This is a genomic window from Rhodococcus sp. MEB041 (assembly GCF_030208955.1).
Lineage (GTDB): Bacteria > Actinomycetota > Actinomycetes > Mycobacteriales > Mycobacteriaceae > Rhodococcoides.
The window spans coordinates 116,120-138,562 of the sequence record NZ_JARVSZ010000004.1; the positions used below are offsets into that span (position 1 = coordinate 116,120).

Here is a 22,443-nt window from a genome sequence, read left to right on the forward strand (position 1 = left end):
TCCTCCCATGGCGGGAGTGTTCGAACGGCTGGTCGGTCAGCACGAGGTGGTCGCCGAGCTGTCCGACGCGGCGGCGGCTGCGCGTGAGGGTGACATCGGTTCCCGCATGACGCACTCGTGGCTGTTCACCGGGCCTCCCGGGTCCGGCCGCTCCATCGCCGCTGTCTGCTTCGCGGCTGCGCTGCAGTGCACGGATCCGGACGTCATCGGGTGCGGCCACTGCCACGCCTGCACCACCACCATGCACGGCACCCACGGCGACGTGCGCCGCATCGTGCCGCAGGGCCTCAGCATCTCGGTCAAGGAGATGCGCGAGGTGGTGCAGATGGCAGCGCGTCGCCCCACCACGGGGACGTGGCAGATCGTGGTCATCGAGGACGCGGACAGGCTGGGCGAGCGCGCCTACAACGCGCTCCTCAAGGCGGTCGAGGAGCCGCCGGCCCGCACCATATTCCTGCTCTGCGCACCGTCCGTGGATCCGGAGGACATCGCCGTCACCATCCGCTCGCGCTGCCGGCACGTGGCTCTGGTGACGCCCAAACCCGCGGACATCGCACGCGTACTGCGGGAGAACGACGGCCTGGACGAGAAGACCGCCGCGTGGGCCGCCTCGGTGGGCGGCGGACACGTGGGCCGCGCGCGCCGCTTGGCGACGGACCCCGAGGCACGCGAGCGACGGCAGCGGGCACTGGGCATCGCCAAGGCGGCGCTCCGCCCCGCCACCCAGTACGCGGTGGTCGAAGAACTGGTGAAGGCCGCCGAGTCCGACGCGGTGCAGATCAACGCCGACCGCGACGAGCGGGAGACCGACGAACTGCGGACGTCCCTCGGCGCCGGCGGCACCGGCAAGGGTGCAGCGGGCGCGCTGCGCGGATCCGCCGGCGTGCTCAAGGAACTGGAACAGCGGCAGAAGTCGAGGCGCACTCGAACCGGTCGAGACTCGCTGGACCGGGCACTCATCGACCTCGCCGGGCTGTACCGCGACGCTCTCGCACAGTCGTACGGCGCCTCGTCGACGATGACGCACCCCGACATGGAGGACCAGGCCCGTGGCCTCGCCTCGGTGTCGACTCCCGAGTCTTTGCTGCAGTGCATCGAGGCGATCCTCCGGTGCCGCGAAGCCCTGGAGATGAACGTCAAGCCCAAGTTCGCGGTCGACGCGATGGTCGCCACACTGGGCGCGGCGGCCCGCTGACCCCCGTTTTGGGTTCGGGCGGGGGGACCGGTTAAACTTGCGATGGCTCCTCCGGGAGCCGCGCCGCCTTAGCTCAGTCGGTAGAGCATTTCACTCGTAATGAAAAGGTCAAGAGTTCGATTCTCTTAGGCGGCTCCACACAGTTCAGAAAAAGCGGCCTCGCGATACGCGTGGCCGCTTTTCTGGTCTCTGATCCCCTGTCCTAGCCGTTGACATCCATCTCTGCGGGAGCCTGTCGCACCGAGAACAGATTGCCGAACGGATCGAGCAGCTGGCACAGACGTTCACCGGTGAAGACCGTCTTGGGTCCCCGGTGTGCAACCGCTCCGTGGGCTGTCCAGTCCGCGACGATCGCATCCACGTCGGTCACGGTCCAGTAGGCGGAGACTCCTGCCGGCCCGGACGAGTTGTAGTCGTCGTTCTCGTGCAGCGTGAGCCGCACCCCGTCGATGTCGAAGGCCACCAGTGCCCCGCCCCGCTGGATCGGTGTGCGACCCAGCCGGGCGGAGTACCACTCGACTGCGGCTTCGAGATCGTCGACGAAGTAGAAGACGTTGCCGACGGGCCCGAGGGCGAGGGGGGTGGTCATCGGGCGAGGAAGTCGAGAATGTCTGCGTCCAGGGCCTTCTGGTAGTCGCCGTAGATGCCGTGCGGTGCGCCCGGGTACACCTTCAACGTGCCGTCCCGGACGAGGTCGATGGACTTCAGGGCCGCCGCCGCGATGGGGACGATCTGGTCGTCGTCACCCTGGGCGATGAAGATCGGGACCGTCAGCGCCTTCAGATCCTCGGTGAAGTCGGTCTCGGAGAACGCTCTCACGCAGTCGTAGGCGGCAGCGAGGTTGACGAGCATTCCCTGACGCCAGAAGTCGTCGATCGCGCCTTGCGAGACCGCGGCGCCGTCACGGTTGGCGCCGAAGAACGGCTGCGCGAGATCCTGGTAGAACTGCGAGCGGTCGGTCAGCACGCCGTCGCGGATGTCGTTCAGTGCCTCGATCGGGGTGCCCTCCGGGTTGGACTCCGACTTCAGCATGATGGGCGGGACGGCGCCGGCAGTGATGACGCGGGCGACGCGGGATCCGCCGTGCTGGGCGGCGTAGCGGACGACTTCGCCGCCGCCGGTCGAGTGGCCGATCAACGTCAGTTCCTGCAGATCCAGAGCCTCGACGAGCTCGGCGAGGTCACGGGCGTAGGTGTCCATGTCGTTGCCGGTGTAGGTCTTGGACGACCGGCCGTGTCCGCGGCGATCGTGGGCGATGGCCCGGTAGCCGGCGTCGGCGAGCAGCTTGAGCTCGACCTGCCAGGCATCCGACGACAGCGGCCATCCGTGGCTCAGCACCACGGGCTTTCCGGTGCCCTGCTCGGTGTAGTAGATCTCGGTTCCGTCGGTGGTGGTGATGTAGGGCATGGCGACCTCCAGGTTTCGTGGGTCCCGATCAGTGGCTGACGACAAGGTTCCTGCACGCCTGACCGGGGGTCGTCACGTCCGGCCGGGGTCTCGCACTACCGGTCGGCCGGTACGCCGAACAGGTGTTCCTCCTTCTCGGTCGTACCGGTCACCGTGTAGGACAGAGCCTCGGTCATCCGCTGGTGATCCGACTCGGTCCAGCGCTCACGGTGCTGCCGCTCGAGATCGCCCCACGACCGGGCGGTGAACTGCTCGACACGCAGAGACGGGTCCTCGCCGTTCCTGAACAGTGCCCAGGAGTACCCGCCGGTCCGGCGGCGAGCTTTCCCGACGGCCGCCATGGCGCGGTCGAAGTCGGTCGTCGAGTCGGGCCGCACCCGGTACGTCACCGAGACGACCACGGGGCCGTCGTCGGGTTCGGGTTCGAACATCACCATCGGTGTCGGCCACGCCGTCGACACCCCGCGCGGCAGCGTGCCGGTGTCGGCGCGCAGAGGCAGGACCGTGACGCTGGCGGCGGTGACCACCAAGAGCACCGCCGAGATCAGTAGCGCCGCAGCGAAACCGACGTGCGACGCGACCAGACCCCAGACGAACGAGCCCAGCGCCTGGGAGCCCATGAACACCAACAGGTAGATCGACATCCCCCGAGCTCTCACCCAGTGCGCGAGAGAGAGCTGAATCGCCGCGTTGAGTGTGGTCAGGGTGGCGATCCACGCGGCGCCCGACAGCAGCAGCAACGGGACGGCCGCGCCGGCGGGGAGGTAGGCCACGGAGACGACGCCGACGGCATAGGTGACCGCGGACAGTGCCAGCACGGCGTTGCCCGACATCGACTGTCGCAACCGCGGGTAGAGCGCCACGCCGGACACTGCGCCGACACCGAGCATTCCCAGGACGAGCCCGTACCCCGACGCGCCGAAGTGCAGGTGGCGCGACGAGGCCAGGGGCAGCAGGGCCCACAGCGCCGATGCCGGGAAGGCGAACAGGGCCGAGCGCAGCAGGATCCGGCGCACGATCGGTGCGGACTGCATGTAGTGCAGCCCGGTCAGCATGGACCTGCCGAGGCGCTCTCGGTCGACGGACCGGTCGTCTGCGGGCCGACGCCACCAGACGAGCGCGCCGATGATGACGACGAACGTCAGGGCGTTGATGGCGAACACCGCGGCGGGTCCGGCCGCAGCCACGATCACGCCGCCGATGGCCGGGCCGACGGCGCGCGCACCGTTCACGGTCACGCCGCCCAGGGCGGATGCTGCCGGGATCTGTTCGGCCGGGACCAGTTCCGGCTGAATGGCCTGCCATGCGGGAGACGACAGCGCGGAGCCGCACCCCAGCAGGAACGTCATCGCCAGCAACATCATCGGGGTCAGCACGTCGGTGAAGGCGAGCACCGCGGTGGCCGTCGCGGCGACGGCGGTGTACGTGCTGATCGCGATCAACAACCTGCGCCGATCGAGCAGATCGGCGAGTCCGCCGGCGAGGAGGGCGAAGAACAAGGTGGGCAGCAGGCTGGCCGTCTGCACGAGGGCGACCACGGTCGCGCTGCTGTTCTGCTCCACCAGGAACCACTGTGATCCCACCGTCTGCATCCACAGGCCGATGTTCGACACCAGCTGAGCGATGAACAGCGTGCGATACACCCTGCCACGCAGCGGCGCCCATGCTGAGGACGAGTGGGTGTCGGGGCCTGCGGCGAGGTCGGCGGTCATGGGTGGACCTTCCGGTCGGTCGATGCGTGCGCGGTGGCGACGATGCCGCCAGGCATATCACGACCACCGGGCGGTGTCGAGACGGCGCAGCACGGGTCGTCCATCCGCCTCCTCGCGGTGAGGATGAAGCCCGAGCCACATCCTCGACGTGGTCACGGCGGCGTGAGGACCGAATCCACTGCATGCTGGAGAATGGCGGTCGCTCGGTGCAGCGTGGCGGGATCGGTGGGCATCGCCCGGTCCCAGAACAGGCCGTCGAGAACCGTGTTGAGGAACGCGGCGTTCAGCGACTGATCACCCTGTGGCGCTGCACCTTCGGCGGCGAGAATGTCGAGCCACTGCTCGACTCTCCGTTGCGCTTCCTCGGCGAAGGACGCGTAGGCGGCTCGGATGTCTGCGGTGGGTTCGGGTACTGCGAACGCCTCGACGGTGCTGATCAACGCGCGCCGCGCCTGCGCACCGACGGCAGGCACCAGAACCTGCTCGAGGCAGCGCACGAGGCGATCCCGAGCTGGTATCGATCGGTCGTGGATGACGTCGGCGTCCGGTGTCACCACGTCGTAGATCGTGGCGAGAACGGCCTCGCGCAGTGCGCGCTGGGTGGGGAAGTGATGACGGAGAGATCCCATGCTCACTCCGGCGCGCGCGGCGACCGATCGCACGCTGAGTGTCGACGCCGGATCCTCACCGATCATCTCGCAGGCAGCGATGAGTATCCGCGCCCGCGTGTCCGGGCCGGGTTCGTCCGGTGTCGGCATCGCGTCCCCTCTGTTCCTCTGCGCTCGTTCCTGCTCTGAGCAGGACCGATCACGCGACCAGCACAATGTGCTAGCACGGTGTGCTAGCGTCGTCGCCATCGTTCGCGACAGTACAGCGTGCTAGTGGCACGGCCGGCGGAAGAGGAGCGAATCATGTTCGATCGAGTCAGGCGCCGCCGCGCGGCTCGTCTGGGTGCGACCCGGCGACGGGCGAGCACTGCAGCCGTTCCGATGGTGGCAGTTGCTGGGACGTGCGCTGTTTCATCTCCCACCGTCGGGCCCCCATGAGCCGGAATGGTCCGTCGACATCCGACACTGGCAGGACCAGGCCTCCGGTTCTGTCACGGCCGATCTGTACAGAGACGGTCTGTGCGAAGCACGGTCGGCACTGCCCGCCGCGTTCCCCGTCGAGGACGGCCGCATCGAGGTCGCGATGAGTGGTTTCGGTGTCAAGCGGTGCCATCTCGTCTCCGCTGACGGGAGCGAGCGGCAGCTGAGCCCCGACCCTCGCTCGGCCGAAGGGCGCCGGGCCCGATTCGACAGGCGGCACCCCGCGGCGAGTTCGGTCATCGGCGTCGTCTCGATCGCCCTCGTTCTCAGCGGAGTCCTGTCGCTCGCGGTGTATCTCGTCGAGACGGTGTCTCGAATTCCGCCGATCGCCGAGTCGGTCGGTGTCATCGCCGCACCGATCGATCTGCCGACGTGGTCGACGGTCGCCTCCACCGTCGGTGCCGCCGTGGGCAGCACGGAACGCGCTCTGCGACTGCGTTATCACTGGCTCGACGCCGCCGGCAACTGATCGGCCGTCGGCCACCTCTGCTACCGAATGGACATCCCGTGAACCGATACGACACGCGTACCGCTGCGGTGGCCGCGATCAGCCTCGTTCTCGTCGGCTGCTCGACGACCTCCACCGCGTCTCAGCCCGATGCTGCAGTGCAGCAACCATATTCCATGCCCGACCTCGAGTGGTCCTCATGTCCCGACGACGTCGGTGACCCAGCGGAGGAACCGTCGCGCCTGCAGTGCGCGTCGGTGCCCGTGCCGATCGACTACGACGACCCCGACGCTGGACAGATCGACGTCATGATCTCTCGGCTGCCCTCCCAGAAGCCGGAGGAACGGCGAGGGGTGCTGTTGCTCAACCCGGGCGGCCCCGGTGGTACGGGGCTCGACCAACCGACGTTCCTGGTGAATCGGGGCATGCCGCAGTCCGTGCTGGACAGTTACTGCCGGAGAAGGACGCCCAGTGTCCTCGGGCGACGCAGTGAGCACCGGCTGACGCCGTGACATCTGTCATGACCGGTCGATGACAGTGTCACCGTATCCGGTGCACGCAGGCACTGGCAGCGGTCGGTCAGCTCGACGACTCTGGTTGTCGATGAACACATTCGACCGGATCGACCGAGGCGCAAGGAGGGCGACATGACGAACCCGCCGCACGACAGCACGCAGGACGCACCGACCACCGATGCCGGCGCGAGGGTGGTGGACAGTCTGGGTGGCACCAGCGGCATGATCCGCACCGCGATACCGGTGATCGTGTTCGTCGTCGCGAACGCCGTCTGGACGCTGCCGGTCGCGATCGGCGCCGCGGTGCTCGTCGCACTGGGACTGACCGTCCATCGCGTCCGAGGTGGTGAGTCGATCGCCGGGGCGAGCGGCGGTCTCGTCGGCGTTCTCGCCGCCGGCGCCGTCGCGGCGATGAGTGGCAGTGCGAACGGCTACTTCCTTCTCGGCATCTGGACCAGCCTGGTGGCCGGCGTCGTGGTACTCGCATCGGTGCTGATCCGCCGACCGGTGACCGGCCTGCTGTGGAACGCGCTGCACGGCAACCGATATGCCTGGCGACGGAACTCCTCGGTGCGCCGCGCCCACGACGTCGCCACTCTCACCTTCGCGGTGCTCTTCGGTGCCCGGTACCTCGTGCAGGACTGGCTGTACGACACCGACGCCACCGGCTGGCTCGCCGTCGCGAGAATCGCGATGGGTGCGCCGTTGTTCGCGGTCGCCGTGGTGGTCACCGTCTGGGCGTTCCGGCGCTCGACCAACCACTTCGTCCGTTGAGACACACCACTGACAGACAGCTCGACACCCGCCCCACCAGAGGAAAGGACCTCCCATGACCACTGCACCCGATCTGATCGCGATCGACGACCTCTTCGGCCCGCCCGCCGCGGTCGGTGCCCGAATCTCTCCGGAAGGCAACAGAATCGCCTTCCTCGCACCGTGGAGGAACAGGCTCAACGTCTGGGTGCAGGACATCGCCCCGGATCTCTCCGCCGTGGGTGATGCACGATGCGTGAGCGCTGACGAGACCCGCAGCGTCACGAACTTCCAGTGGACCGACGACCCCCGGTGGCTGCTGTACCTGCAGGACAGCGGAGGCGACGAGAACCACCACGTGTTCCGTGTCGATCTCGACGATCCCCGCAGTCCCGCCGTCGATCTCACGCCGTTCCCCGGCGCTCGTGCGATCGAACTCCTGCCCGTGCACGGGAGTGCAGGCAGCTACACGGTGATGCTCAACGCGCGGAACCCTGCCGAGTTCGACCTCCACAGGATCGACGTCGCGACGGGTGAGATCACCGTGATCGGACGCAGCGCCGGGCCGGACCGGTTGCTGATGCTCGCGGAGGACGACACGCTCGTCGAGCAGGAGATGACCGACGACGGCCACCTGCTCCTGTCCCGGGTCACCCCGTCGGGAACACGGAATCCGATCGCGTCGATCGACGCGACGGACTACCCGATCGGGATCACCCCGACTCAGATGACCCCGGACGGTACAGGCTTGTGGATGGGCTCGACCCGCGGCCGCGACCTGACGCACCTCGTGCGCCTCGACCTCGACACCGGCGAGGAGACCGTCGTCGACTCGCACCCGACGTTGGAACTCGACGCAGCCCGCCGCGCTGTCGAACAGACATCGTCGCCCTTGATCTGCGACGCCGAGACCGGCGGCCTGCTCGGGGTGCGATACCTGGGCGAGCGCCAGGAGATACGGGTCCTCGACGAGCGCTTCGGAGAGGTTTTGGCAGCACTCGAACTGCTCTCGGACGGCGATGTCGGCGAACTGTCCTCGGACCGGAGCGGACTGCGCTGGACCGTCAGTTTCGTGCACGATCGGGATCCCGCCGTCACCTATCTCTACGACCACACCACGGGTGCGAGCCGCCAGTTGTTCCGTCCGTATCCGCATCTCGAGCCGACCGCGATGGCGCCGATGGAACCGGTGACCATCGAGGCGCGCGACGGGCGTGCGCTGCCGTCCTTCCTGACGTTGCCTCTCGGCGTCGACCCGACCGCGCTGCCGATGGTGCTGTTCGTCCACGGCGGCCCATGGTATCGCGACTCGTGGGGTTTCGATCCCGCCGTGCAGATGCTCGCCAACCGCGGGTATGCGTTGCTGCAGGTCAACTTCCGCGGTTCCACCGGCTACGGGAAGGCTCACACCAACGCTGCGGTGGGGGAACTCGCGGGCGCGATGCACGACGACCTGGTCGATGCGGTGGAGTGGGCCGTACAGCAGGGGTACGCCGATCGTGAGCGCGTCGCGATCATGGGCGGCTCGTACGGCGGGTACGCCGCGTTGGTCGGCGCGACCTTCACCCCCGACGTGTTCACCGCGGCGGTCGATCTGGTCGGCATCTCGGACCTCGCCAACTTCATGAGGACACAACCGTCCTTTCTCCGGGCCAGCCTGGTCACTAACTGGTACCGGTTCGTCGGCGACCCGAGTGATCCGGAGCAGGAAGCGGACATGCTCGCGCGGTCCCCGATCAGCCGTCTCGACGCGTCCACGGCGCCCCTGCTCATCGCGCAGGGAGCCAACGACCCTCGTGTCACCAGAGCCGAGTCCGACAACGTCGTCGCCACCCTCCGCTCGTGTGGGGTCCACGTCGACTACCTCGTCTTCGACGACGAAGGACACGGGTTCGTCAACCCCGAGAACACCATCGCGTTCTACCGCGAGGTCGAGCGGTTCCTCGCCCAGCACCTGGGTGGGCGCGGACATTCCGCGAGTCCCTCGTCCGTCCACGCACCGAGCGGGTCGCTGTCGTGAGCCGCAGAACGGCAGGAGTCACCGTGGCAGTCACTGCGCTGGTGCTCGCCGGGTGTGCGCAACCGCGGACCGAGCCGGATCTGAGCAGTGTTCACGACCGGGACGTGGCCTTCGAGTCGTGTGACGGGTACGCGGTGACGTCGGCCGATGCCACTGCGTTCGCCGCCGACCCGACCTTCGAGTGTGCTCGCGTGACCGTGCCGTTGGACTACGACGATCCCGACGGTCGGACGGCGCAGATCGCCCTGCTGAAGGCACCCGCGCGGGGTGAGCGAATCGGGTCACTGCTGCTCAATCCGGGTGGGCCCGGTGGGCCGGGAATGAGCATGGCCGCCGCGGGTGCGACGACCTTGGCGGACAGTCGCGTGACCGAACACTTCGACCTGATCGGCTTCGATCCTCGCGGGGTCGGTGCGTCGACACCGGCGATCGACTGTTTCACCGATGCCGAGAACGACGCCGGCGAGGCGTACACCACGGTGCTGACCGGCTCGAGAACGCTGACGGAGAACGACTCGCGTCGCCTGGTCGAACGCTGCGCCGAGCGCTCGGGCGGCGACGACGTCCTCTCGGCGGTCGGAACTCGAGATGCCGCGCGGGACATGGACATTCTGCGAGAGGTGCTCGGCGACGAGAAACTGAGCTACCTCGGTCAGAGTTACGGAACGCGACTGGGAGCGGTGTACGCCGAGATGTTCCCTCAGAACGTGCGCGCCATGGTCCTGGACGGCGCCATCGACCCCGCTCAGAGCACGGCCGACCGCAGAGTCGACCAGTTCACCGGCTTCCAGCGCTCGTTCGACGAGATGGCCGCGTCCTGTGCGGCGTCTCCGGACTGTCCGCTGGGCCCCGATCCGAGCAGGGCGGTCGAGAGGTTCCAGGACATCGTCAGGCCTCTCGTCGAGGATCCCATCGTCACCGAGAGCGGTCGGCGCCTCGACTTCGACGCTGCATACGGAGCGGTGGTCGCGGGACTCTACGACTCGACGGTGTGGCCTGTCATCATCCGAGGAATAGCCGAGGTCACTGCGGGACAGGGAGACACGCTGCTGAAGATCCTCGACGTGTTCGGCGGCCGCGACGAGGACGGCACCCACCCCAACTTCAGCGAAGCGCTCTACGCCGTCAATTGCATGGACGAGGACCGCAACACACCGGAGGAGGAAGTCGAGCTCAAACGGAGAATTCAGGAGATCGCGCCGTTCACGGACGCGGGACTCGGTCCGGAGGGGGCTCGTGATCCGTGCGAGTTCTGGCCGGCCGAGCCGACACTCGGAATTCCCTACGCACAGGATGTCGAGGGCGTTCCCGACACTCTGACGATCTCGATCACGGGTGATCCGTCCACACCCTACGAAGGGGGTGTGAACCTCGCGGACACTCTGGGCGGAACGCTGCTCCCCGTGGACGGCGAGCAGCACACCGTCGCGATCTCCGGTGCGAATGCCTGCGTGAACGACATCGTGGCCGACTATCTCGTCGAGCTGGCCACACCCGAGGCAGGGACTCGCTGCACCCTCTGAACGCTCGCTCAGGCGGTGCGCGCGAGGTGAAGTCGCAAGCGCAACACGGCGTCTCGCACGCGAGTCTTGACGGTGGCGTGAGGTACGCCGAGCCGCTCGGCTGCTTCGCGGCAGGACAGGCCCTGGAAGTAGACCAGGTCGACTGCGCTCCTCTGCAGACTGGTCAGTTCGATCAGCGCCTTCGTCAGCAGATCGTTGTCGGCGTTCGTCCACACCGCTTCCCAGACGCCGTCGTGAGCGCGGTCGAAATGCGATGCGGTGTACGCCGTGTCCCGCCTCGCCGACGCCGTGTCGGAGCGCGAACGGTCGATCGCTCGTCGGCGCGCGAGAGTCGCCAACCAGGCGTGAGGTGTCCCTCGGTCGGAGTCGAACGTTCCGGCCGAGGTCCACACCTGGAAGTACGTCTCCTGAGCCGTGTCCTCGGCGCGCGCACGGTCTCCGAGAACTCGCAACGCCGCTGCGAACACCACGGGTCGAGTGACCAGCATCAGTTCGACCATCGCGCGGTCGTCCCCGGAGGCGATCAGGCCGAGCAGGACACCGCATCGGTCGCGAAGGTCTCGGTCCAGCGCAGCGGCGTTCGCCTCGGTCGCTGCACGATCGGACCGATCGACATCGAGAAATGACGGGCGCGCTCGTCGCGGAGATGCGTACTCCGCCGTGGTCATGGGCTGATTCTGCATCATGCGGGCCCCGACGCTCGCATGAACGGACACCGCGTATCTCGCGTCGTGCGCCGTGCGGTCCGTTTCCTGAGCAGCGGGCGACCAGGAGTTCGTGAATCGCGCCAGTCTCGGTGTCCGGGAGTGTTCGAGGGTCGGTAACCCGTGAGAAGCGCCGTGAGATCGGATGTGTCGTTGCTCTCCCGGGTTCCCGACCGACTCCGACTGATCGGCGTCGGGTGACTCACGGATGGTCGACAGGCCGGGGCAGTGTCCCGTGTCGGATCAACTGGTCGTAGATGCCCTCGAACATCGTCGCCATCTCCTGCACCTGAGGGGGAGTGAGGGCGTCGAAGAAGACGGACCGCACGAAGTCGATGTGTCGCGGTGAGACGTCGGCGAGGGTGTCGTTGCCATTGTCGGACAGTGCAACTCGGGTCACTCGACGGTCGTCGGGGTCGGTCGTAAGGGTCACGAGTCTCCGTGTGCTCAGGCTGCGGAGCTGATGCGAGACCCTGCTGCGCTCGGAGCCGATGCGGGTGGCGAGGTCGGACACCGAGAGCGTGCGCTCGGGATCGCTGACCAGCGCCACCAGCACGTCGTAGTCGGCCAGAGAGATGCCGTGATCGCCGCGCAGGTGGTGATCCATCTCGTAGCGCAGCCGCAGGTGCACCTTCATGTAGGCGTACCAGGCCCGTGTCTCCTCCTCGCCGAGAAAGGCGTAGGGAGACTCGGATGCCACGTCGTACTCGGTCATCGTCCTGTTGTACCCGGCCGCCGACGGACGGTCCGCATCGAGGCGGGCACCGACCTCAGGTGAGGATGACGGTGTAGACCTGTGCCAGGAGGCCGTCGCGAACGATGCCGACATCGGCTCCGCGGACGACGGGATCGGAGCCCTCGGGGCCGAGTGCCCACGCCAGGTAGCCGGCGTCCTGCATGAGGTGAACGCTGCCGTCCGCGGTGAACACGAATCCCGGTGCATCGTCGAGGATCGCCTGCACCTTGGCATCGAGTGCGTCGTGGCCCTGCACCCGAGCCTCGGCATCGGAGAAGACGACGTCCTCCGTGTACGTCCGCGCGATTGCGGCCCGCCTCGCCGCGGGGTCCCGTTCGCCGAAGACCTGCAGGAGGTTGGCGTGCATCAGCAGCTCGATCGACTCTGCCATCGCTGGGCTCCAGTTCCATATGGGTGAAGGTTCACCCAAATTAGGCGCGGCCGGTCTCCACGTCAACCGCGTCGCGAGAGGGTGGCGCCACAATGGAACGGGTCAATGGACCGTCCGTGGGGGATCTGCCATTCATGCCCGAGTCGACCTCCGGTGATGGATCCTGATCGTGGAGATCGAGAGTGTGGTGTGACCTGCCGGGTCACCCTCGCGGTCAGAGCTGAGTCGGGCGATGAACTATGCGGAAATGTCCACCGATCTGTTGCAGGAACGGTACGAGCGGCTGGTGACGGACCGCCGTTCCGCCATTGCCCGCGACGCGCCACCGGACGACGTCGTGTCGGTCTCCAACGAGTGGACCCGGGTGCGCCGCGAGTTGGACCGTCGCGCCCGTCGAGTTCTGTGATCGACGAAACCCGTGGGCTCGATCTTCCGCCCCCTGCGGCGGTGCTGAGAGACGATGGGGGTGTGCTCGACGACGATCGAATTCCCCGTGATCCCCCGACCCCCGACGTCCCGACGCGGTTGCGGCGCGCCGGAGCCGGCGGAGTCGCCACGGTGGAGAAGACCCTCGCCGTGCTCGAGGTGGTGGCCGATCGCGGCGGCGCCACCGCCAAGGAGGTCTCCGAGGTGCTGGGCTTCCCGCTGCCCACGACCTACCGTCTGCTGCAGGTACTCGTCGGTTGCGACTACCTCGTTCATCTCCGAGCGCGACAGCGGTTCGAGCTGGGATACAAGTTGGCTCGTCTCGGTGTCAGCCTGCATCGCCAGGTCGGCGTGCCTGTGTCGGTGCGGCAGCGTATCTCGAAGCTGCACGAGACACTGGGGACGGCAAGCTACTTCGCCGTCTACCGCGGGTCCGACGTTGTGGTGGCGCATGTCGCCGACTGCGCCACCCACCCCCGCATCACGCCGCTGAACTTCGGTTTCCACGAGGCCGGGCACGCGACTGCCTTCGGCAAGATCCTGCTCGCTGCGATGTCCCGCGAGGACGCAGCCGAGTACCTCGACACCCATGGCACCGAGCGGCTCACGTCCACGACCATCACCGACCGCGACGAACTGGAACACCACCTCGCAGAGGTGTCCCGTCGTGGGGTGGCATGGGAGCGTGGGGAGTTCGTTCCGACGAAAGCGTGCGCTGCAGTGGCTGTCCATGATGCGTCGGGTGCGGTCATGGGAGCCGTGGCCATCAGCACCCCCGATCGGGAAGTGGACCGTCGACGGGCGGCCGAGGTGGAGCACGCGTTGCGGTCCGCGGCGAACGAGATCAGCCGGTGGTTGCGCACCGGCTGACCTCGTCCGCGTCAGGAGAACTGGATGCCACCGTCCACGAGCATCGTCTGGCCCGTGACGTAGTCGGAATCCGGAGATGCCATGAAGCTCACGAGCTTCGCCACATCGTCGGGCACCGATACTCGGCCCAGCAGGATCGACTGGGCGTTCTCGGCGAGCGCCTCGCCCTTCTGCTGGCCGTGCTTCGCGGCGAGCTTCTCGTCGATGAGATCCCACATCGCCGTGCCGACGATGCCGGGGCCGTAGGCATTGACGGTGATGCCGTGTTCGGCCCACTCCATGGCCGCGGCCTGGGTGAGACCGCGTACGGCCCACTTCGTCGCCGAGTAGGGGCCGAGAAGTGCGAAGGGTCGGAACGCGACGATCGAGGCCGCGCCGATGATCTTGCCGCCGCCTCCCTGCGCGATGAACTGGTTGGCCGCGGCTCGGTAGGAATTGAAGACGCCTTTGACGTTGACGTCGAAGATCTTGTCGAAGTCGGCGCTGTCGTACTTCAGCAGCTCTTCGACCTGGGCGATTCCGGCATTCGCGACGAAGACGTCGAGGCGCCCGCCTGCGTCCACTGCGGTACGCACCAACGATTCGACCGAGGATTCGTCCACGACGTCGACCGCGGCGCCCGTGGCCACACCGCCGGCACCGACGATCGTCTCGACGGTCTCGTCGACACCGTCCTTCGAACCAGGCAGGTCGGCGACGACGACGTGAAGACCGTCTCGGCCCAGGCGTTCGGCGATACTCTTGCCGATTCCTCGGGCTGCTCCGGTGACGACGGCGACGCGTGGGTTCTGGCTCATGGAGACCTCCGTGACTCGGTGAATGATTCTCATCCAGATCACACCCGCACGGTCCCGGGCGTCCAGAGTCGTTATCGCGGAGTGAGAACGGGGACGTGTGGACGGTTCTGTCCGCGGGCACGCCGAACTCGAGCAGAGAACGCAGCACGAGCGGGGCGAAGTGCAGGACTGACGGGGCGCCTCAGCGCCCGAGGAAATGCGGATCGCGCCCGATGAATCCGAGAAGCCTCGTCTGATCGTCGGCGTCGTCGGGTACTGCGACAGCCGGCCCGTACTGGCCGGACGACCGCATGAGCTCCTCGATCGGCCGCATGCCGTCGACCAGTTCGGCGCAGTAGTCGGCGTCGAGTGAGAGATCCTGCCCGCCGGCCGCGGCGAGGTCCCACGAGTGCATGAAGACGTCGGGTACGTAGAACTGGCCGACCGCCGCGGGAAGTGGCATCTCGCCGATCATCGGATGGTGGAACGGGGTCGCGGCGTCCGGCCCGTCCAGCACTCTCTGCACGGCGTCGCTGTGGACACGCCAGGCATCGACCGGGTCCTCGAGTGGTGAGCGCCCACGATCGAGTTCCAGCCCGGTGGCCGTCGCCAGAAACGCCGGGAACCAGTTGACGAGGTGCGCCACCACATCCCGTGCGGTCCAACCGTCCACGGGCGCCGGGGCATCCCAGGCCGACGTGGACTCGACGAGCGTGGTGAAGGTCGCGGCGACGGCGCGGTGACGGTCGGCGGTCTCGCGCGGCAGTGTCATGCGCGCACTGTGCACCGTCGTCGCCCTCACGTCAATCGTTCGCGAGCGAGTCCGAGCCGAGCAGGGTGCCCGTGTCGGCGGGCGCTCGGATCGTTGCGTCACCGGTCTCCCCGCGCACAGGATGCGACCCGAATTCTGTCTGTGCCGCTGCGCTGTTCGACGGTGACGGGTCATTGATATCGAGCCCCGGTGAACTCGAACGGCGGGTGAGTCGACGTCGGCGTGAACAACGTGGATACGACGTGGATCAGGCGACGACGCCGTGCGGTCGTCAGCCGAATTCGGGTGTCGGTCCGAAGTGGGGAAGTCTCGTCGACAGTGGTTGCCGAGCCGTCGACTGTTCCGGGCGACCGTGCGCGATGAGTCCGAGTTCTGCGATGTGAGAGTCGAACGCATCGCGACCGACCCGGGTCAGCTCGACCCACGTCACCAGTCGCGAGTCCCCGCGGGAGAGTGATGTCGTCTTCTTCGTCGACACGTAGCCCTCGTCCGACAGAGCTCGGAGATGTTTGGACAGAGACGCATCGCTGATCTCGAGGGTGTCGCGGATGATGGCGAAATCGATCTCGTCGACTCGGCGTAGAAGCCCGCAGATGCGCAGCCGGACCGGTGCGTGGATGACGGCATCGAATCGTGGTTCGGGGCCCCGATCCTCGGTCACGACCGTGGTCCGGAGTGCGCCCGGCCGGACGGGCGTCGGACGTCGTCTGCGTGCAGATGGCGGCGATACTCGCGGTCGAACAGGCGGCCGCCGAACAGCACGAGCACGAAACACAGCGCCTGTGGCACGAGGACCCACCACGCGGACAGAGATGACACCAGACCGTAGGAGACGCTCAACGATCCGAGCACGGTCACCAGCAGCCCACCGAGAACACACCACCCGACCACACCCACTCCTGATGGGCGTACCCCCGTCAGGCGGGGATAGAGCACCGTCGTCACGATCGCGGCCGCGACCAGAACAGACGTCGACACCGAACGCACGTGGCCGTCGGGCAGCGACGGTGTACCGACGTACAGGGCGGTCAGTGCCGCGAAGGTCGGATAGAACCATGTCGGCGCCACGAGATTGTCGGCGAGAACGACTCGGTCGGCATGGATCTCACTCAGCAGGGCGCGAGCATCGTCTGGCGACTGATGGCTTTCCATGACGGAAACACTAACACTTTCCGTACCGGAAAGTGTTAGGTTCGACGGGCCATGCAGTCCACTCGAGGAGGGTCATGAAGAAGCGCCCGATCAGCACTCGCGCCGTCGTCGTCACCGGCGCCCTGACGGCAGTCGTCACGGTGGGTGGCACCGTGAACGCCGGTGCGCAACCGATGTACTTCTCACCAGAGCACCGCATCCACACTCTCGCCGAGGTTCCCCAGTGCCTCGCCGGAACGGTCGATGTCAGAGTGACCAGCGGCTACACCCCTGACGAGATTCACGCTGACTTCACGACCCATCTGTACAGCCCCGCGTGGGTGGGGCTGGCCGACTACGAGTGCTACGTGACCATGTACGCGGACTGGCACAATCACGACACCGGCGCTCGCGGTACCGCTGAACACCGAGTGGCGAGCTGGCGTTTCCAGGGCCCCAACGTGACCAACCCCTATCTCGACATCGACACGGGTGCAGGACCGGTCACCGTCACGTTCAGGACGAACACCCCGCACACGCCGAGCCCCACTTTCGAGGTGCCGGCCCGATGACGGCGATGCGGACGTTCGTCGTTCCGATCGCTGCACTGTGTGCGTCGGCTCTGGTGGGGTGTTCCGGCGGGGATTCCGCGACGGATGCGGGGACCACGGTGGCCACGTCGACGGTGGAGTCGACCACCGCGACATCGGCGGTGAAGTCGACCACCGCGACACCGGCGTCGGAGGAGTCCGCTGCCACCCCACCGGAGCAAACTCCGGAGGAAGCGGCCGATCTCGTGCCCGGGGGTGCGCCCTTCCAGCCGTCCGGCAACGAGGCAGGCAACGTCGATCCCGCGGTGTTCCTGACCGAACCCGGGAAGTACAACTTCACGTCGCCGATGGGAAACCTGCACTGCGGTATCTGGGCGTCGGACGGTCCAGAGGGACGAGTGGGATGCCAGGCCGAGGACGGCCGAAACCCAGTCGAGGGTGCGCAGTGTTCGAACGCGGCCAACGACAAGGTGGCAATTCGTGTCACCGGTGCGGGTTCGGGGAGCTTCTGCACGACGCAGGGCATCTACGTCGATCAGAACGCTCTGGTGCTCGACGTCGGCCAGGTGCTCTCTGTCGACGGGGTGGTGTGCAAGTCCGGGCCGGACGACATCATCGCCTGCACCGCACCCACGGGCGGGTTCACGTTCTCCCGCGACATCAACTACACGTACTGACCGACGTCAGGGAACGAGGTTGCCGATCTTGGCGGAGATGGTCGAAGTGAGAACCTTCGCGACGACGAGAGCCAGGCCGGGAACCGGAGCGTCGAATCCGATGGTGTAGTCGAGAGCGGTGCCGCCGTCGGTCGTCGGGGTCAGGCGCTGGGTGCCCCAGTGTCCGCGCAGCGGTGAGCCCTTGGTGATCTTGTACTCGATGAGGGTGTTCGGTTCGGAGACGATCGTCGTCTCGTGGAAGGCGGGCAGCGGGCCGAGCTTCAGTGCGCGCGTGGAGCCGACACCGTTGCGCGAGCTGTCTCCGTCACGAACACGCGTGATCTTCGCTCCGAACAGGGGGCCGAGGTTCTCGTGCTCCGACAGGGCTGCGAACACGACATCCGGTGCGGACGTGAACGTGTGGGTGACGTGGACGCGCGTGGGTGCTGCCATCAGAGGGACTCCTGTTCGATGCGGGACCCGATCATGTCAGCACCGGTGCCGCTGTTCCGAGCCGGGAGGCGCCGACGGTCTCGTAGGGTGACGCGGTGTCCTCGAACGAGATGCCTGCGGGTCCCTCCTGGCCGACGCTTCCGTCCCACAGGTCGTGGCTCGACGGCGAATCCGCCCGGTTGCTCGACTTCGGCCGCACTCTCGATCACCCGTCGGGAGGCGCGGCGTGGCTCGACGACACGGGCGAGCTGGACCTGACGCGGCCGGTGTTCACCTGGATCACCGCGCGCATGGTGCACGTGCAGTACCTCGGTGCGCTGCTCGGGCATCCGGGCTCTCGCCGCAGAGCCGACCGACTGTTCGACGGACTCCTGACGGTGCTGCGCGACGACCGACACGACGGCTGGGTCGAGTCGACCGACGACGCGACCAAGTCGGCCTACACGCACGCCTTCGTCGTTCTCGCGGCGTCGACGGCCACCGCGGCGGGTCACCCTCGCGGACCTGCACTGCTCGCCGAGGCACTCGCCGTCGTCGATGCCCGGTTCTGGGACGACCGCAGTGGCATGTGCGTGGACACCTGGAACGCCGACTGGTCGGAACTGGACGACTATCGCGGGATCAACGCGAACATGCACATGGTGGAGGCGATGCTCGCGGCAGTGGACGCCGGCGCCCCCACGGTGTGGCGCGAGCGGGCCGCTCGCATCTGCGACAGCGTCATCGAGTGGTCCGAGGCCAACGACTGGCGCATCCCCGAACACTTCACCACCGAGTGGGAACCGCTGCTGGAGTACAACTCCGACAGTCCGGCCGATCAGTTCAAGCCCTACGGTGCGACGGTCGGTCACGGTTTCGAGTGGTCGCGCCTGATGCTGCAGGTCTCCCTCGTGGCCACCAGCGCGCGCGGCCACGACCACGTGGACGTCGCTCGATCGCTGTATCGGCGCGCCGCTGCCGACGGATGGCAGGAAGGGTCGACGCCCGGCTTCGTCTACACGACCGACTGGACCGGCCAGCCCGTCGTGACCCAGCGATTGCACTGGGTGCTGTGCGAGGCGATCGCCGCCGCCGCGACCCTGCTGCGGTGGACCGGAGAAGGGCAGTACGAGAACGACTATCGCGCGTGGTGGGATCACGCAGCCGACTGCTACGTCGACCGAGCGCGCGGATCGTGGCACCACGAACTCGACGAGCACAACGCCGTGGCGACGAGTGTGTGGGGCGGGAAGCCCGACATCTACCACGCAGCCCAGGCGGTGTGGATCAGTCGGTATCCCACGGGATCGAGCCTTGCGGCGGTGCTGAGCGGCGGTATGCTCGATCCACGGTGACCCGATGCCCGTCCGCGTCGTCGCACGGTTCCCCTACTGCATCGGGATCGACATGGCATCACGTACCGCCGACGAGGGAATTCGCCGGCACCGTCCCTCTCGACCGCGGCGCGATGGCGCGGCGCTCCGGTACCTCGACGAGTGGCGTGACCACGTCGAGCGCACGGAACGGCGCGTCGCTCGCGGTGGCGCCCACCCCGTGTCACGTGCATGGGAATGGACCGGCCCCACGGGGTGTCCGATGTGTGACGGTGACCTTCCGACCGATGCTCGGGCGCGTCTCGCCGGGCTGCTGCACAACGGCGGGCGGCGCGCTCATCGCCTCGCGGTCGCCGTCGACACCCTCGATACTCGCTTACGCTCGGCGACAGTCGAATCGGAGCGACCGCGATCGATGCCGTGGTGGCAACGACGAGTGCCGTGGATGTGACGCAGTCATCCGGACCGTCCCCAGTGCCCCACCGCCTCGTCGAGGGTGAGAACGTCCGCGTACTTCGCCCGCAGGTCGAGCAAGTTCGACTCGTGCATCCCCGCCTCCCGATCACCACATGCGTCCGCGACCACGAGTGGCCGGAATCCGTGTTGCAGAGCGTCGGTGGCGCTGGCGCGGATGCAGCCACTGGTGGTCAGGCCGCAGATGTAGAGGGTGTCGACACCGCGTGCGGTGAGGGTCGCGGCGAGCGACGTGCCGAAGAAGGCACTCGCGTACTGCTTCGTCACGACGGTCTCGCCCGCTGCGGGCCGCGGGGCCGACGGGAAGTCGCCGAGATCCGAGCCCTCCTCGAACACGCTCAGCGCCGGGATCTTCCGCATGAACAGCCCGCCGTCGGCGCCGCCGGCCTGATAGCTCACGCGAGTGAAGACGACCGGTACCCCGGCGTCGCGGGCTGCCGCGACGAGAGTCGCGGCAGCGGCGACGGCGTCCTCCACGGGAGCGCGCAGGGGCGACCCGTCGACGAGGTACGCCTGCACGACGTCGATCACCAGTACCGCCGCGCTGCGCCCCGGTCCGAGATCGCCGGCGAAACCCGACTCGCGATACGACCCGAGCGTGTCCGTCACGCGCGCACCGCCTTCCGTACGTTGACGGGCGGACGTGGCGCCGGCAGACCGGTCTCCTCCTCGCACCGTTCGAGGATGACCTCGAGGGACGGACCCTTGTCGAACACCTCGATCTCGCCCCGCTCGGCTGCCATGCTCTCGCGTCGGCCCGCGGATGCGTCGGCATCGATGACACCGTCCGCGTCGCAGACGACGCCGTAGCCGGTCAGAGCGCCGTCGGCGCTGACGAGGCCGCGACGCACCTCGAGCGCCACCAGCTCGGGATCGCGCGTCAGCGGGTCGCCCCAGCCGCCGCCACCCCACGTCACGAAGTGCAGCACATCGCCCCGCGACACCTCGACGTCGTGAATCTTGCTGGGGAGGATCTCGGTCTCACCCGACGCGCGGATCAGCCACTTGCGTCCGCGTGCACCGGGTTTGCCGCCGTTCACACCCCACGGATAGGTGAGCCAGCGATCATCGTGGATCGCGATGGTGCCCGGCTCCTCGAAGTAGTAGGCCACGTCCACGCCGTTGCCGCCGCGATGCAGACCGGCGCCGCCCGTGTCGGTGACCGTCTCCCACCGCTCGATGCGCAGCGGGTAGTACGACTCCAGGTACTCGCAAGGGATGTTGACGAACGACGGCCACAGCGAATGTCCGTCCGGACCGTCACCCATCGGTCGGCCGGGGATGCCGCCGAAACCGATGGAGTACAGCTGGAACCACTCACCGTCCCGCGGTCCGCCGTCGTAGTGGCCCGAGTACATGAAGTGGGGTGACGACGAGAACCCGGCGGCGTTGAGGATGTCGGGATTGTTCTTGCCCAGGAGCCCACCGAAGAGGTCGAACACCCGCCCGATGCCGTGGTTGCGGCCGTTGAGCGCCGCGGGATAGCGCGGTTTCCAGAACGAGTCCTCGGGAATGGTGACGTCGATCAGCGGATAGAAGCCGTCGTTCCAGAGGATCTGCGGATCCGCCACGGTGATGACGTAGATCCCGAAGAACATCCGGACGAGGTTCTCGTTGATGAAGTAGTTGATCGGACCGACCGCCTGCGGCGCCGCCTTGCTGAAGTCGAGGTGGATCTTCTCGCCGTGCCGGGTCAGTGTGATCGCGAGTTCGTAAGGCCCGTAACCACATCCGTCGTCGCAGATGAAGTCGTTGAACTCGATCGTCTCACCGTCGACGAAGAGCATCGCGAGCAGCACCTTCATCGCCTGGTAGTTGCGGTCCAGCAGTGCGTCGAGGGCGGACAGGTAGACGTCGACACCGAATCTGTCGCACAACTCGACGATGCGCCGGGACGCCGTCGAACACGCGGCGACGAGACCGTTGAGATCGGCTCTGTTCCAGTCGGGCTTGCGGACCTGGTTGAGGATGATGTCGAGCGCGGTCTCGTTGAGCTGCCCCTCGCTGTACAGCTTGAAGGGCGGGATGATGACGCCCTCCTCGAAGATGGTGTGCGCGTCGGTGGGCATCGACGACGGGGTCTTTCCGCCGACGTCGGACATGTGGCCGAACATCGACGACCATCCGACGACGCGGCCGCTGTGGAAGATCGGCAGCACGATGAGCCAGTCGTTGGCGTGGCTGATGGCGGCACCGCACGCGTACGGATCGGAGGTGAGGAGGATGTCGCCCTCACCGACGGTCCCGTTGAAATTGTCGAGGAAGTCGGGCACGGACAGACCGAACTGCCCGACGACCATCTTCCCGCTCGGATCGGCGATGAGCGGGAACTCGTCGTGCTGCTCGCGGATACCGGGTGAGAGTGCGGTACGGAAGAGCACCTCGTCCATCTCGTATCGCGCGTTGCGGAGCGCGTTCTCGATGATGTCGAGCGTGATCGGGTCCACGGGAACCGTGGTGAAGGGCGTGGTCGAGGTCTCGATGATCGTGGCCATCAGGTCTCCTGAGATGAGTTCCGGGCGAGAGGGG

At 67.3% G+C, this 22,443-nt stretch carries 25 protein-coding genes and 1 tRNA gene; 12 read left to right on the plus strand and 14 right to left on the minus strand.

Annotated elements, in window-relative coordinates:
• Nucleotides 1-7 precede the first annotated feature (7 nt).
• Complete coding sequence (locus QRN16_RS12510; RefSeq protein WP_285187260.1) at nucleotides 8-1,195, plus strand: DNA polymerase III subunit delta'; 1,188 nt, start codon at nucleotides 8-10, stop codon at nucleotides 1,193-1,195.
• A 62-nt stretch (nucleotides 1,196-1,257) separates the two neighbouring features.
• Nucleotides 1,258-1,333 (plus strand) — tRNA-Thr (locus QRN16_RS12515).
• 64 nt (nucleotides 1,334-1,397) lie between these two features.
• Here QRN16_RS12515 and QRN16_RS12520 read toward each other — a convergent pair.
• The 4 genes from QRN16_RS12520 to QRN16_RS12535 form a co-directional block, all read right to left on the minus strand.
• Nucleotides 1,398-1,784: a VOC family protein gene (locus QRN16_RS12520; RefSeq protein ID WP_285187262.1), complete on the minus strand. Its 387-nt coding sequence runs from the start codon at nucleotides 1,782-1,784 to the stop codon at nucleotides 1,398-1,400.
• A complete protein-coding gene (locus tag QRN16_RS12525) occupies nucleotides 1,781-2,602 on the minus strand; it encodes an alpha/beta fold hydrolase (protein WP_285187264.1) in 822 nt (273 codons plus the stop codon). Before QRN16_RS12525 ends, QRN16_RS12520 begins: the two co-directional genes overlap by 4 nt.
• Nucleotides 2,603-2,697: 95 nt before the next feature.
• Entirely contained in the window at nucleotides 2,698-4,314 is a 1,617-nt protein-coding gene (locus tag QRN16_RS12530) for an MFS transporter (protein ID WP_222638929.1), read from the minus strand.
• Between the two features lie 152 nt (nucleotides 4,315-4,466).
• Nucleotides 4,467-5,072 (minus strand): TetR/AcrR family transcriptional regulator, encoded by a 606-nt coding sequence (locus tag QRN16_RS12535; protein ID WP_222646892.1) that lies wholly within the window; start codon nucleotides 5,070-5,072, stop codon nucleotides 4,467-4,469.
• 193 nt (nucleotides 5,073-5,265) lie between these two features.
• Here QRN16_RS12535 and QRN16_RS12540 point away from each other — a divergent pair, with 193 nt between their 5' ends.
• The 5 genes from QRN16_RS12540 to QRN16_RS12560 all read left to right on the plus strand — a co-directional run bounded on the left by QRN16_RS12540 (nucleotide 5,266) and on the right by QRN16_RS12560 (nucleotide 10,661).
• Complete coding sequence (locus tag QRN16_RS12540; protein WP_222638994.1) at nucleotides 5,266-5,871, plus strand: hypothetical protein; 606 nt, start codon at nucleotides 5,266-5,268, stop codon at nucleotides 5,869-5,871.
• A gap of 38 nt (nucleotides 5,872-5,909) precedes the next feature.
• Nucleotides 5,910-6,362 carry a hypothetical protein gene (locus QRN16_RS12545; RefSeq protein WP_285187269.1) on the plus strand — a complete coding sequence of 151 codons (453 nt, stop codon included), beginning with the start codon at nucleotides 5,910-5,912 and terminating at the stop codon, nucleotides 6,360-6,362.
• A 135-nt stretch (nucleotides 6,363-6,497) separates the two neighbouring features.
• A complete protein-coding gene (locus QRN16_RS12550; protein WP_285187270.1) occupies nucleotides 6,498-7,139 on the plus strand; it encodes a DUF3159 domain-containing protein in 642 nt (213 codons plus the stop codon).
• 55 nt (nucleotides 7,140-7,194) lie between these two features.
• Entirely contained in the window at nucleotides 7,195-9,138 is a 1,944-nt protein-coding gene (locus tag QRN16_RS12555; protein WP_285187271.1) for a S9 family peptidase, read from the plus strand.
• Between the two features lie 23 nt (nucleotides 9,139-9,161).
• A complete protein-coding gene (locus QRN16_RS12560) occupies nucleotides 9,162-10,661 on the plus strand; it encodes an alpha/beta fold hydrolase (protein WP_285187272.1) in 1,500 nt (499 codons plus the stop codon).
• Nucleotides 10,662-10,669: 8 nt separating this feature from the next.
• On the opposite strand, the gene QRN16_RS12565 is transcribed toward QRN16_RS12560, so the two are convergent.
• From QRN16_RS12565 to QRN16_RS12575, 3 genes are all read right to left on the minus strand, one after another.
• Entirely contained in the window at nucleotides 10,670-11,329 is a 660-nt protein-coding gene (locus tag QRN16_RS12565) for a sigma-70 family RNA polymerase sigma factor (RefSeq protein WP_285187273.1), read from the minus strand.
• Nucleotides 11,330-11,567: 238 nt separating this feature from the next.
• The gene (locus tag QRN16_RS12570) at nucleotides 11,568-12,080 is read right to left on the minus strand and encodes a MarR family winged helix-turn-helix transcriptional regulator (RefSeq protein WP_285187274.1); all 513 of its coding nucleotides are present in this window, start codon (nucleotides 12,078-12,080) and stop codon (nucleotides 11,568-11,570) included.
• A 55-nt stretch (nucleotides 12,081-12,135) separates the two neighbouring features.
• On the minus strand, nucleotides 12,136-12,492 hold the full coding sequence (locus tag QRN16_RS12575) for a nuclear transport factor 2 family protein (protein ID WP_285187275.1): 357 nt from the start codon (nucleotides 12,490-12,492) through the stop codon (nucleotides 12,136-12,138).
• A gap of 247 nt (nucleotides 12,493-12,739) precedes the next feature.
• On the opposite strand from QRN16_RS12575, the gene QRN16_RS12580 reads away from it, so the two are divergent.
• Both QRN16_RS12580 and QRN16_RS12585 read left to right on the plus strand, forming a co-directional pair.
• Nucleotides 12,740-12,898, plus strand: coding sequence for a hypothetical protein (locus tag QRN16_RS12580; protein WP_285187276.1), 159 nt, complete (start codon nucleotides 12,740-12,742; stop codon nucleotides 12,896-12,898).
• Between the two features lie 62 nt (nucleotides 12,899-12,960).
• The gene (locus QRN16_RS12585) at nucleotides 12,961-13,788 is read left to right on the plus strand and encodes an IclR family transcriptional regulator (RefSeq protein WP_285187277.1); all 828 of its coding nucleotides are present in this window, start codon (nucleotides 12,961-12,963) and stop codon (nucleotides 13,786-13,788) included.
• An 11-nt stretch (nucleotides 13,789-13,799) separates the two neighbouring features.
• Here QRN16_RS12585 and QRN16_RS12590 read toward each other — a convergent pair whose 3' ends face one another.
• From QRN16_RS12590 to QRN16_RS12605, 4 genes are all read right to left on the minus strand, one after another.
• The gene (locus tag QRN16_RS12590; RefSeq protein WP_027506520.1) at nucleotides 13,800-14,585 is read right to left on the minus strand and encodes an SDR family oxidoreductase; all 786 of its coding nucleotides are present in this window, start codon (nucleotides 14,583-14,585) and stop codon (nucleotides 13,800-13,802) included.
• Nucleotides 14,586-14,766: 181 nt separating this feature from the next.
• On the minus strand, nucleotides 14,767-15,336 hold the full coding sequence (locus tag QRN16_RS12595) for a maleylpyruvate isomerase N-terminal domain-containing protein (protein ID WP_285187278.1): 570 nt from the start codon (nucleotides 15,334-15,336) through the stop codon (nucleotides 14,767-14,769).
• A gap of 271 nt (nucleotides 15,337-15,607) precedes the next feature.
• A complete protein-coding gene (locus tag QRN16_RS12600) occupies nucleotides 15,608-15,997 on the minus strand; it encodes a transcriptional regulator (protein ID WP_222650631.1) in 390 nt (129 codons plus the stop codon).
• Complete coding sequence (locus tag QRN16_RS12605; RefSeq protein ID WP_285187279.1) at nucleotides 15,994-16,488, minus strand: hypothetical protein; 495 nt, start codon at nucleotides 16,486-16,488, stop codon at nucleotides 15,994-15,996. The genes QRN16_RS12600 and QRN16_RS12605 overlap by 4 nt, the downstream gene beginning before the upstream one ends.
• A gap of 74 nt (nucleotides 16,489-16,562) precedes the next feature.
• On the opposite strand from QRN16_RS12605, the gene QRN16_RS12610 reads away from it, so the two are divergent.
• Together QRN16_RS12610 and QRN16_RS12615 are read left to right on the plus strand one after the other, a co-directional pair.
• On the plus strand, nucleotides 16,563-17,039 hold the full coding sequence (locus QRN16_RS12610; protein WP_285187280.1) for a hypothetical protein: 477 nt from the start codon (nucleotides 16,563-16,565) through the stop codon (nucleotides 17,037-17,039).
• Nucleotides 17,036-17,695 carry a hypothetical protein gene (locus QRN16_RS12615; RefSeq protein ID WP_285187281.1) on the plus strand — a complete coding sequence of 220 codons (660 nt, stop codon included), beginning with the start codon at nucleotides 17,036-17,038 and terminating at the stop codon, nucleotides 17,693-17,695. The genes QRN16_RS12610 and QRN16_RS12615 overlap by 4 nt, the downstream gene beginning before the upstream one ends.
• A gap of 6 nt (nucleotides 17,696-17,701) precedes the next feature.
• On the opposite strand, the gene QRN16_RS12620 is transcribed toward QRN16_RS12615, so the two are convergent.
• On the minus strand, nucleotides 17,702-18,127 hold the full coding sequence (locus QRN16_RS12620; RefSeq protein ID WP_037186314.1) for an SRPBCC family protein: 426 nt from the start codon (nucleotides 18,125-18,127) through the stop codon (nucleotides 17,702-17,704).
• A 95-nt stretch (nucleotides 18,128-18,222) separates the two neighbouring features.
• On the opposite strand from QRN16_RS12620, the gene QRN16_RS12625 reads away from it, so the two are divergent.
• Nucleotides 18,223-19,461 (plus strand): AGE family epimerase/isomerase, encoded by a 1,239-nt coding sequence (locus QRN16_RS12625; RefSeq protein ID WP_285187282.1) that lies wholly within the window; start codon nucleotides 18,223-18,225, stop codon nucleotides 19,459-19,461.
• Nucleotides 19,462-19,896: 435 nt separating this feature from the next.
• Here the strand turns inward: QRN16_RS12625 and QRN16_RS12630 are convergent, their stop codons facing one another.
• Nucleotides 19,897-20,523 carry an isochorismatase family protein gene (locus QRN16_RS12630; RefSeq protein ID WP_285187283.1) on the minus strand — a complete coding sequence of 209 codons (627 nt, stop codon included), beginning with the start codon at nucleotides 20,521-20,523 and terminating at the stop codon, nucleotides 19,897-19,899.
• Nucleotides 20,520-22,409, minus strand: coding sequence for a hydantoinase B/oxoprolinase family protein (locus QRN16_RS12635; protein WP_037186312.1), 1,890 nt, complete (start codon nucleotides 22,407-22,409; stop codon nucleotides 20,520-20,522). The genes QRN16_RS12630 and QRN16_RS12635 overlap by 4 nt, the downstream gene beginning before the upstream one ends.
• Nucleotides 22,410-22,443 lie beyond the last annotated feature (34 nt).

Bases quoted from the DNA above. Each gene is read 5' to 3' on its own strand.
- QRN16_RS12610 (WP_285187280.1), top strand. From the start codon at position 16,563: ATGAAGAAGCGCCCGATCAGCACTCGCGCCGTCGTCGTCACCGGCGCC.
- QRN16_RS12595 (WP_285187278.1), bottom strand. From the start codon at position 15,336: ATGACACTGCCGCGCGAGACCGCCGACCGTCACCGCGCCGTCGCCGCG.
- QRN16_RS12555 (WP_285187271.1), top strand. From the start codon at position 7,195: ATGACCACTGCACCCGATCTGATCGCGATCGACGACCTCTTCGGCCCG.
- QRN16_RS12525 (WP_285187264.1), bottom strand. From the start codon at position 2,602: ATGCCCTACATCACCACCACCGACGGAACCGAGATCTACTACACCGAG.
- QRN16_RS12615 (WP_285187281.1), top strand. From the start codon at position 17,036: ATGACGGCGATGCGGACGTTCGTCGTTCCGATCGCTGCACTGTGTGCG.
- QRN16_RS12550 (WP_285187270.1), top strand. From the start codon at position 6,498: ATGACGAACCCGCCGCACGACAGCACGCAGGACGCACCGACCACCGAT.
- QRN16_RS12635 (WP_037186312.1), bottom strand. From the start codon at position 22,409: ATGGCCACGATCATCGAGACCTCGACCACGCCCTTCACCACGGTTCCC.
- QRN16_RS12580 (WP_285187276.1), top strand. From the start codon at position 12,740: ATGTCCACCGATCTGTTGCAGGAACGGTACGAGCGGCTGGTGACGGAC.
- QRN16_RS12520 (WP_285187262.1), bottom strand. From the start codon at position 1,784: ATGACCACCCCCCTCGCCCTCGGGCCCGTCGGCAACGTCTTCTACTTC.
- QRN16_RS12590 (WP_027506520.1), bottom strand. From the start codon at position 14,585: ATGAGCCAGAACCCACGCGTCGCCGTCGTCACCGGAGCAGCCCGAGGA.
- QRN16_RS12510 (WP_285187260.1), top strand. From the start codon at position 8: ATGGCGGGAGTGTTCGAACGGCTGGTCGGTCAGCACGAGGTGGTCGCC.
- QRN16_RS12570 (WP_285187274.1), bottom strand. From the start codon at position 12,080: ATGACCGAGTACGACGTGGCATCCGAGTCTCCCTACGCCTTTCTCGGC.
- QRN16_RS12535 (WP_222646892.1), bottom strand. From the start codon at position 5,072: ATGCCGACACCGGACGAACCCGGCCCGGACACGCGGGCGCGGATACTC.
- QRN16_RS12605 (WP_285187279.1), bottom strand. From the start codon at position 16,488: ATGGAAAGCCATCAGTCGCCAGACGATGCTCGCGCCCTGCTGAGTGAG.
- QRN16_RS12565 (WP_285187273.1), bottom strand. From the start codon at position 11,329: ATGACCACGGCGGAGTACGCATCTCCGCGACGAGCGCGCCCGTCATTT.
- QRN16_RS12575 (WP_285187275.1), bottom strand. From the start codon at position 12,492: ATGGCAGAGTCGATCGAGCTGCTGATGCACGCCAACCTCCTGCAGGTC.
- QRN16_RS12530 (WP_222638929.1), bottom strand. From the start codon at position 4,314: ATGACCGCCGACCTCGCCGCAGGCCCCGACACCCACTCGTCCTCAGCA.
- QRN16_RS12620 (WP_037186314.1), bottom strand. From the start codon at position 18,127: ATGGCAGCACCCACGCGCGTCCACGTCACCCACACGTTCACGTCCGCA.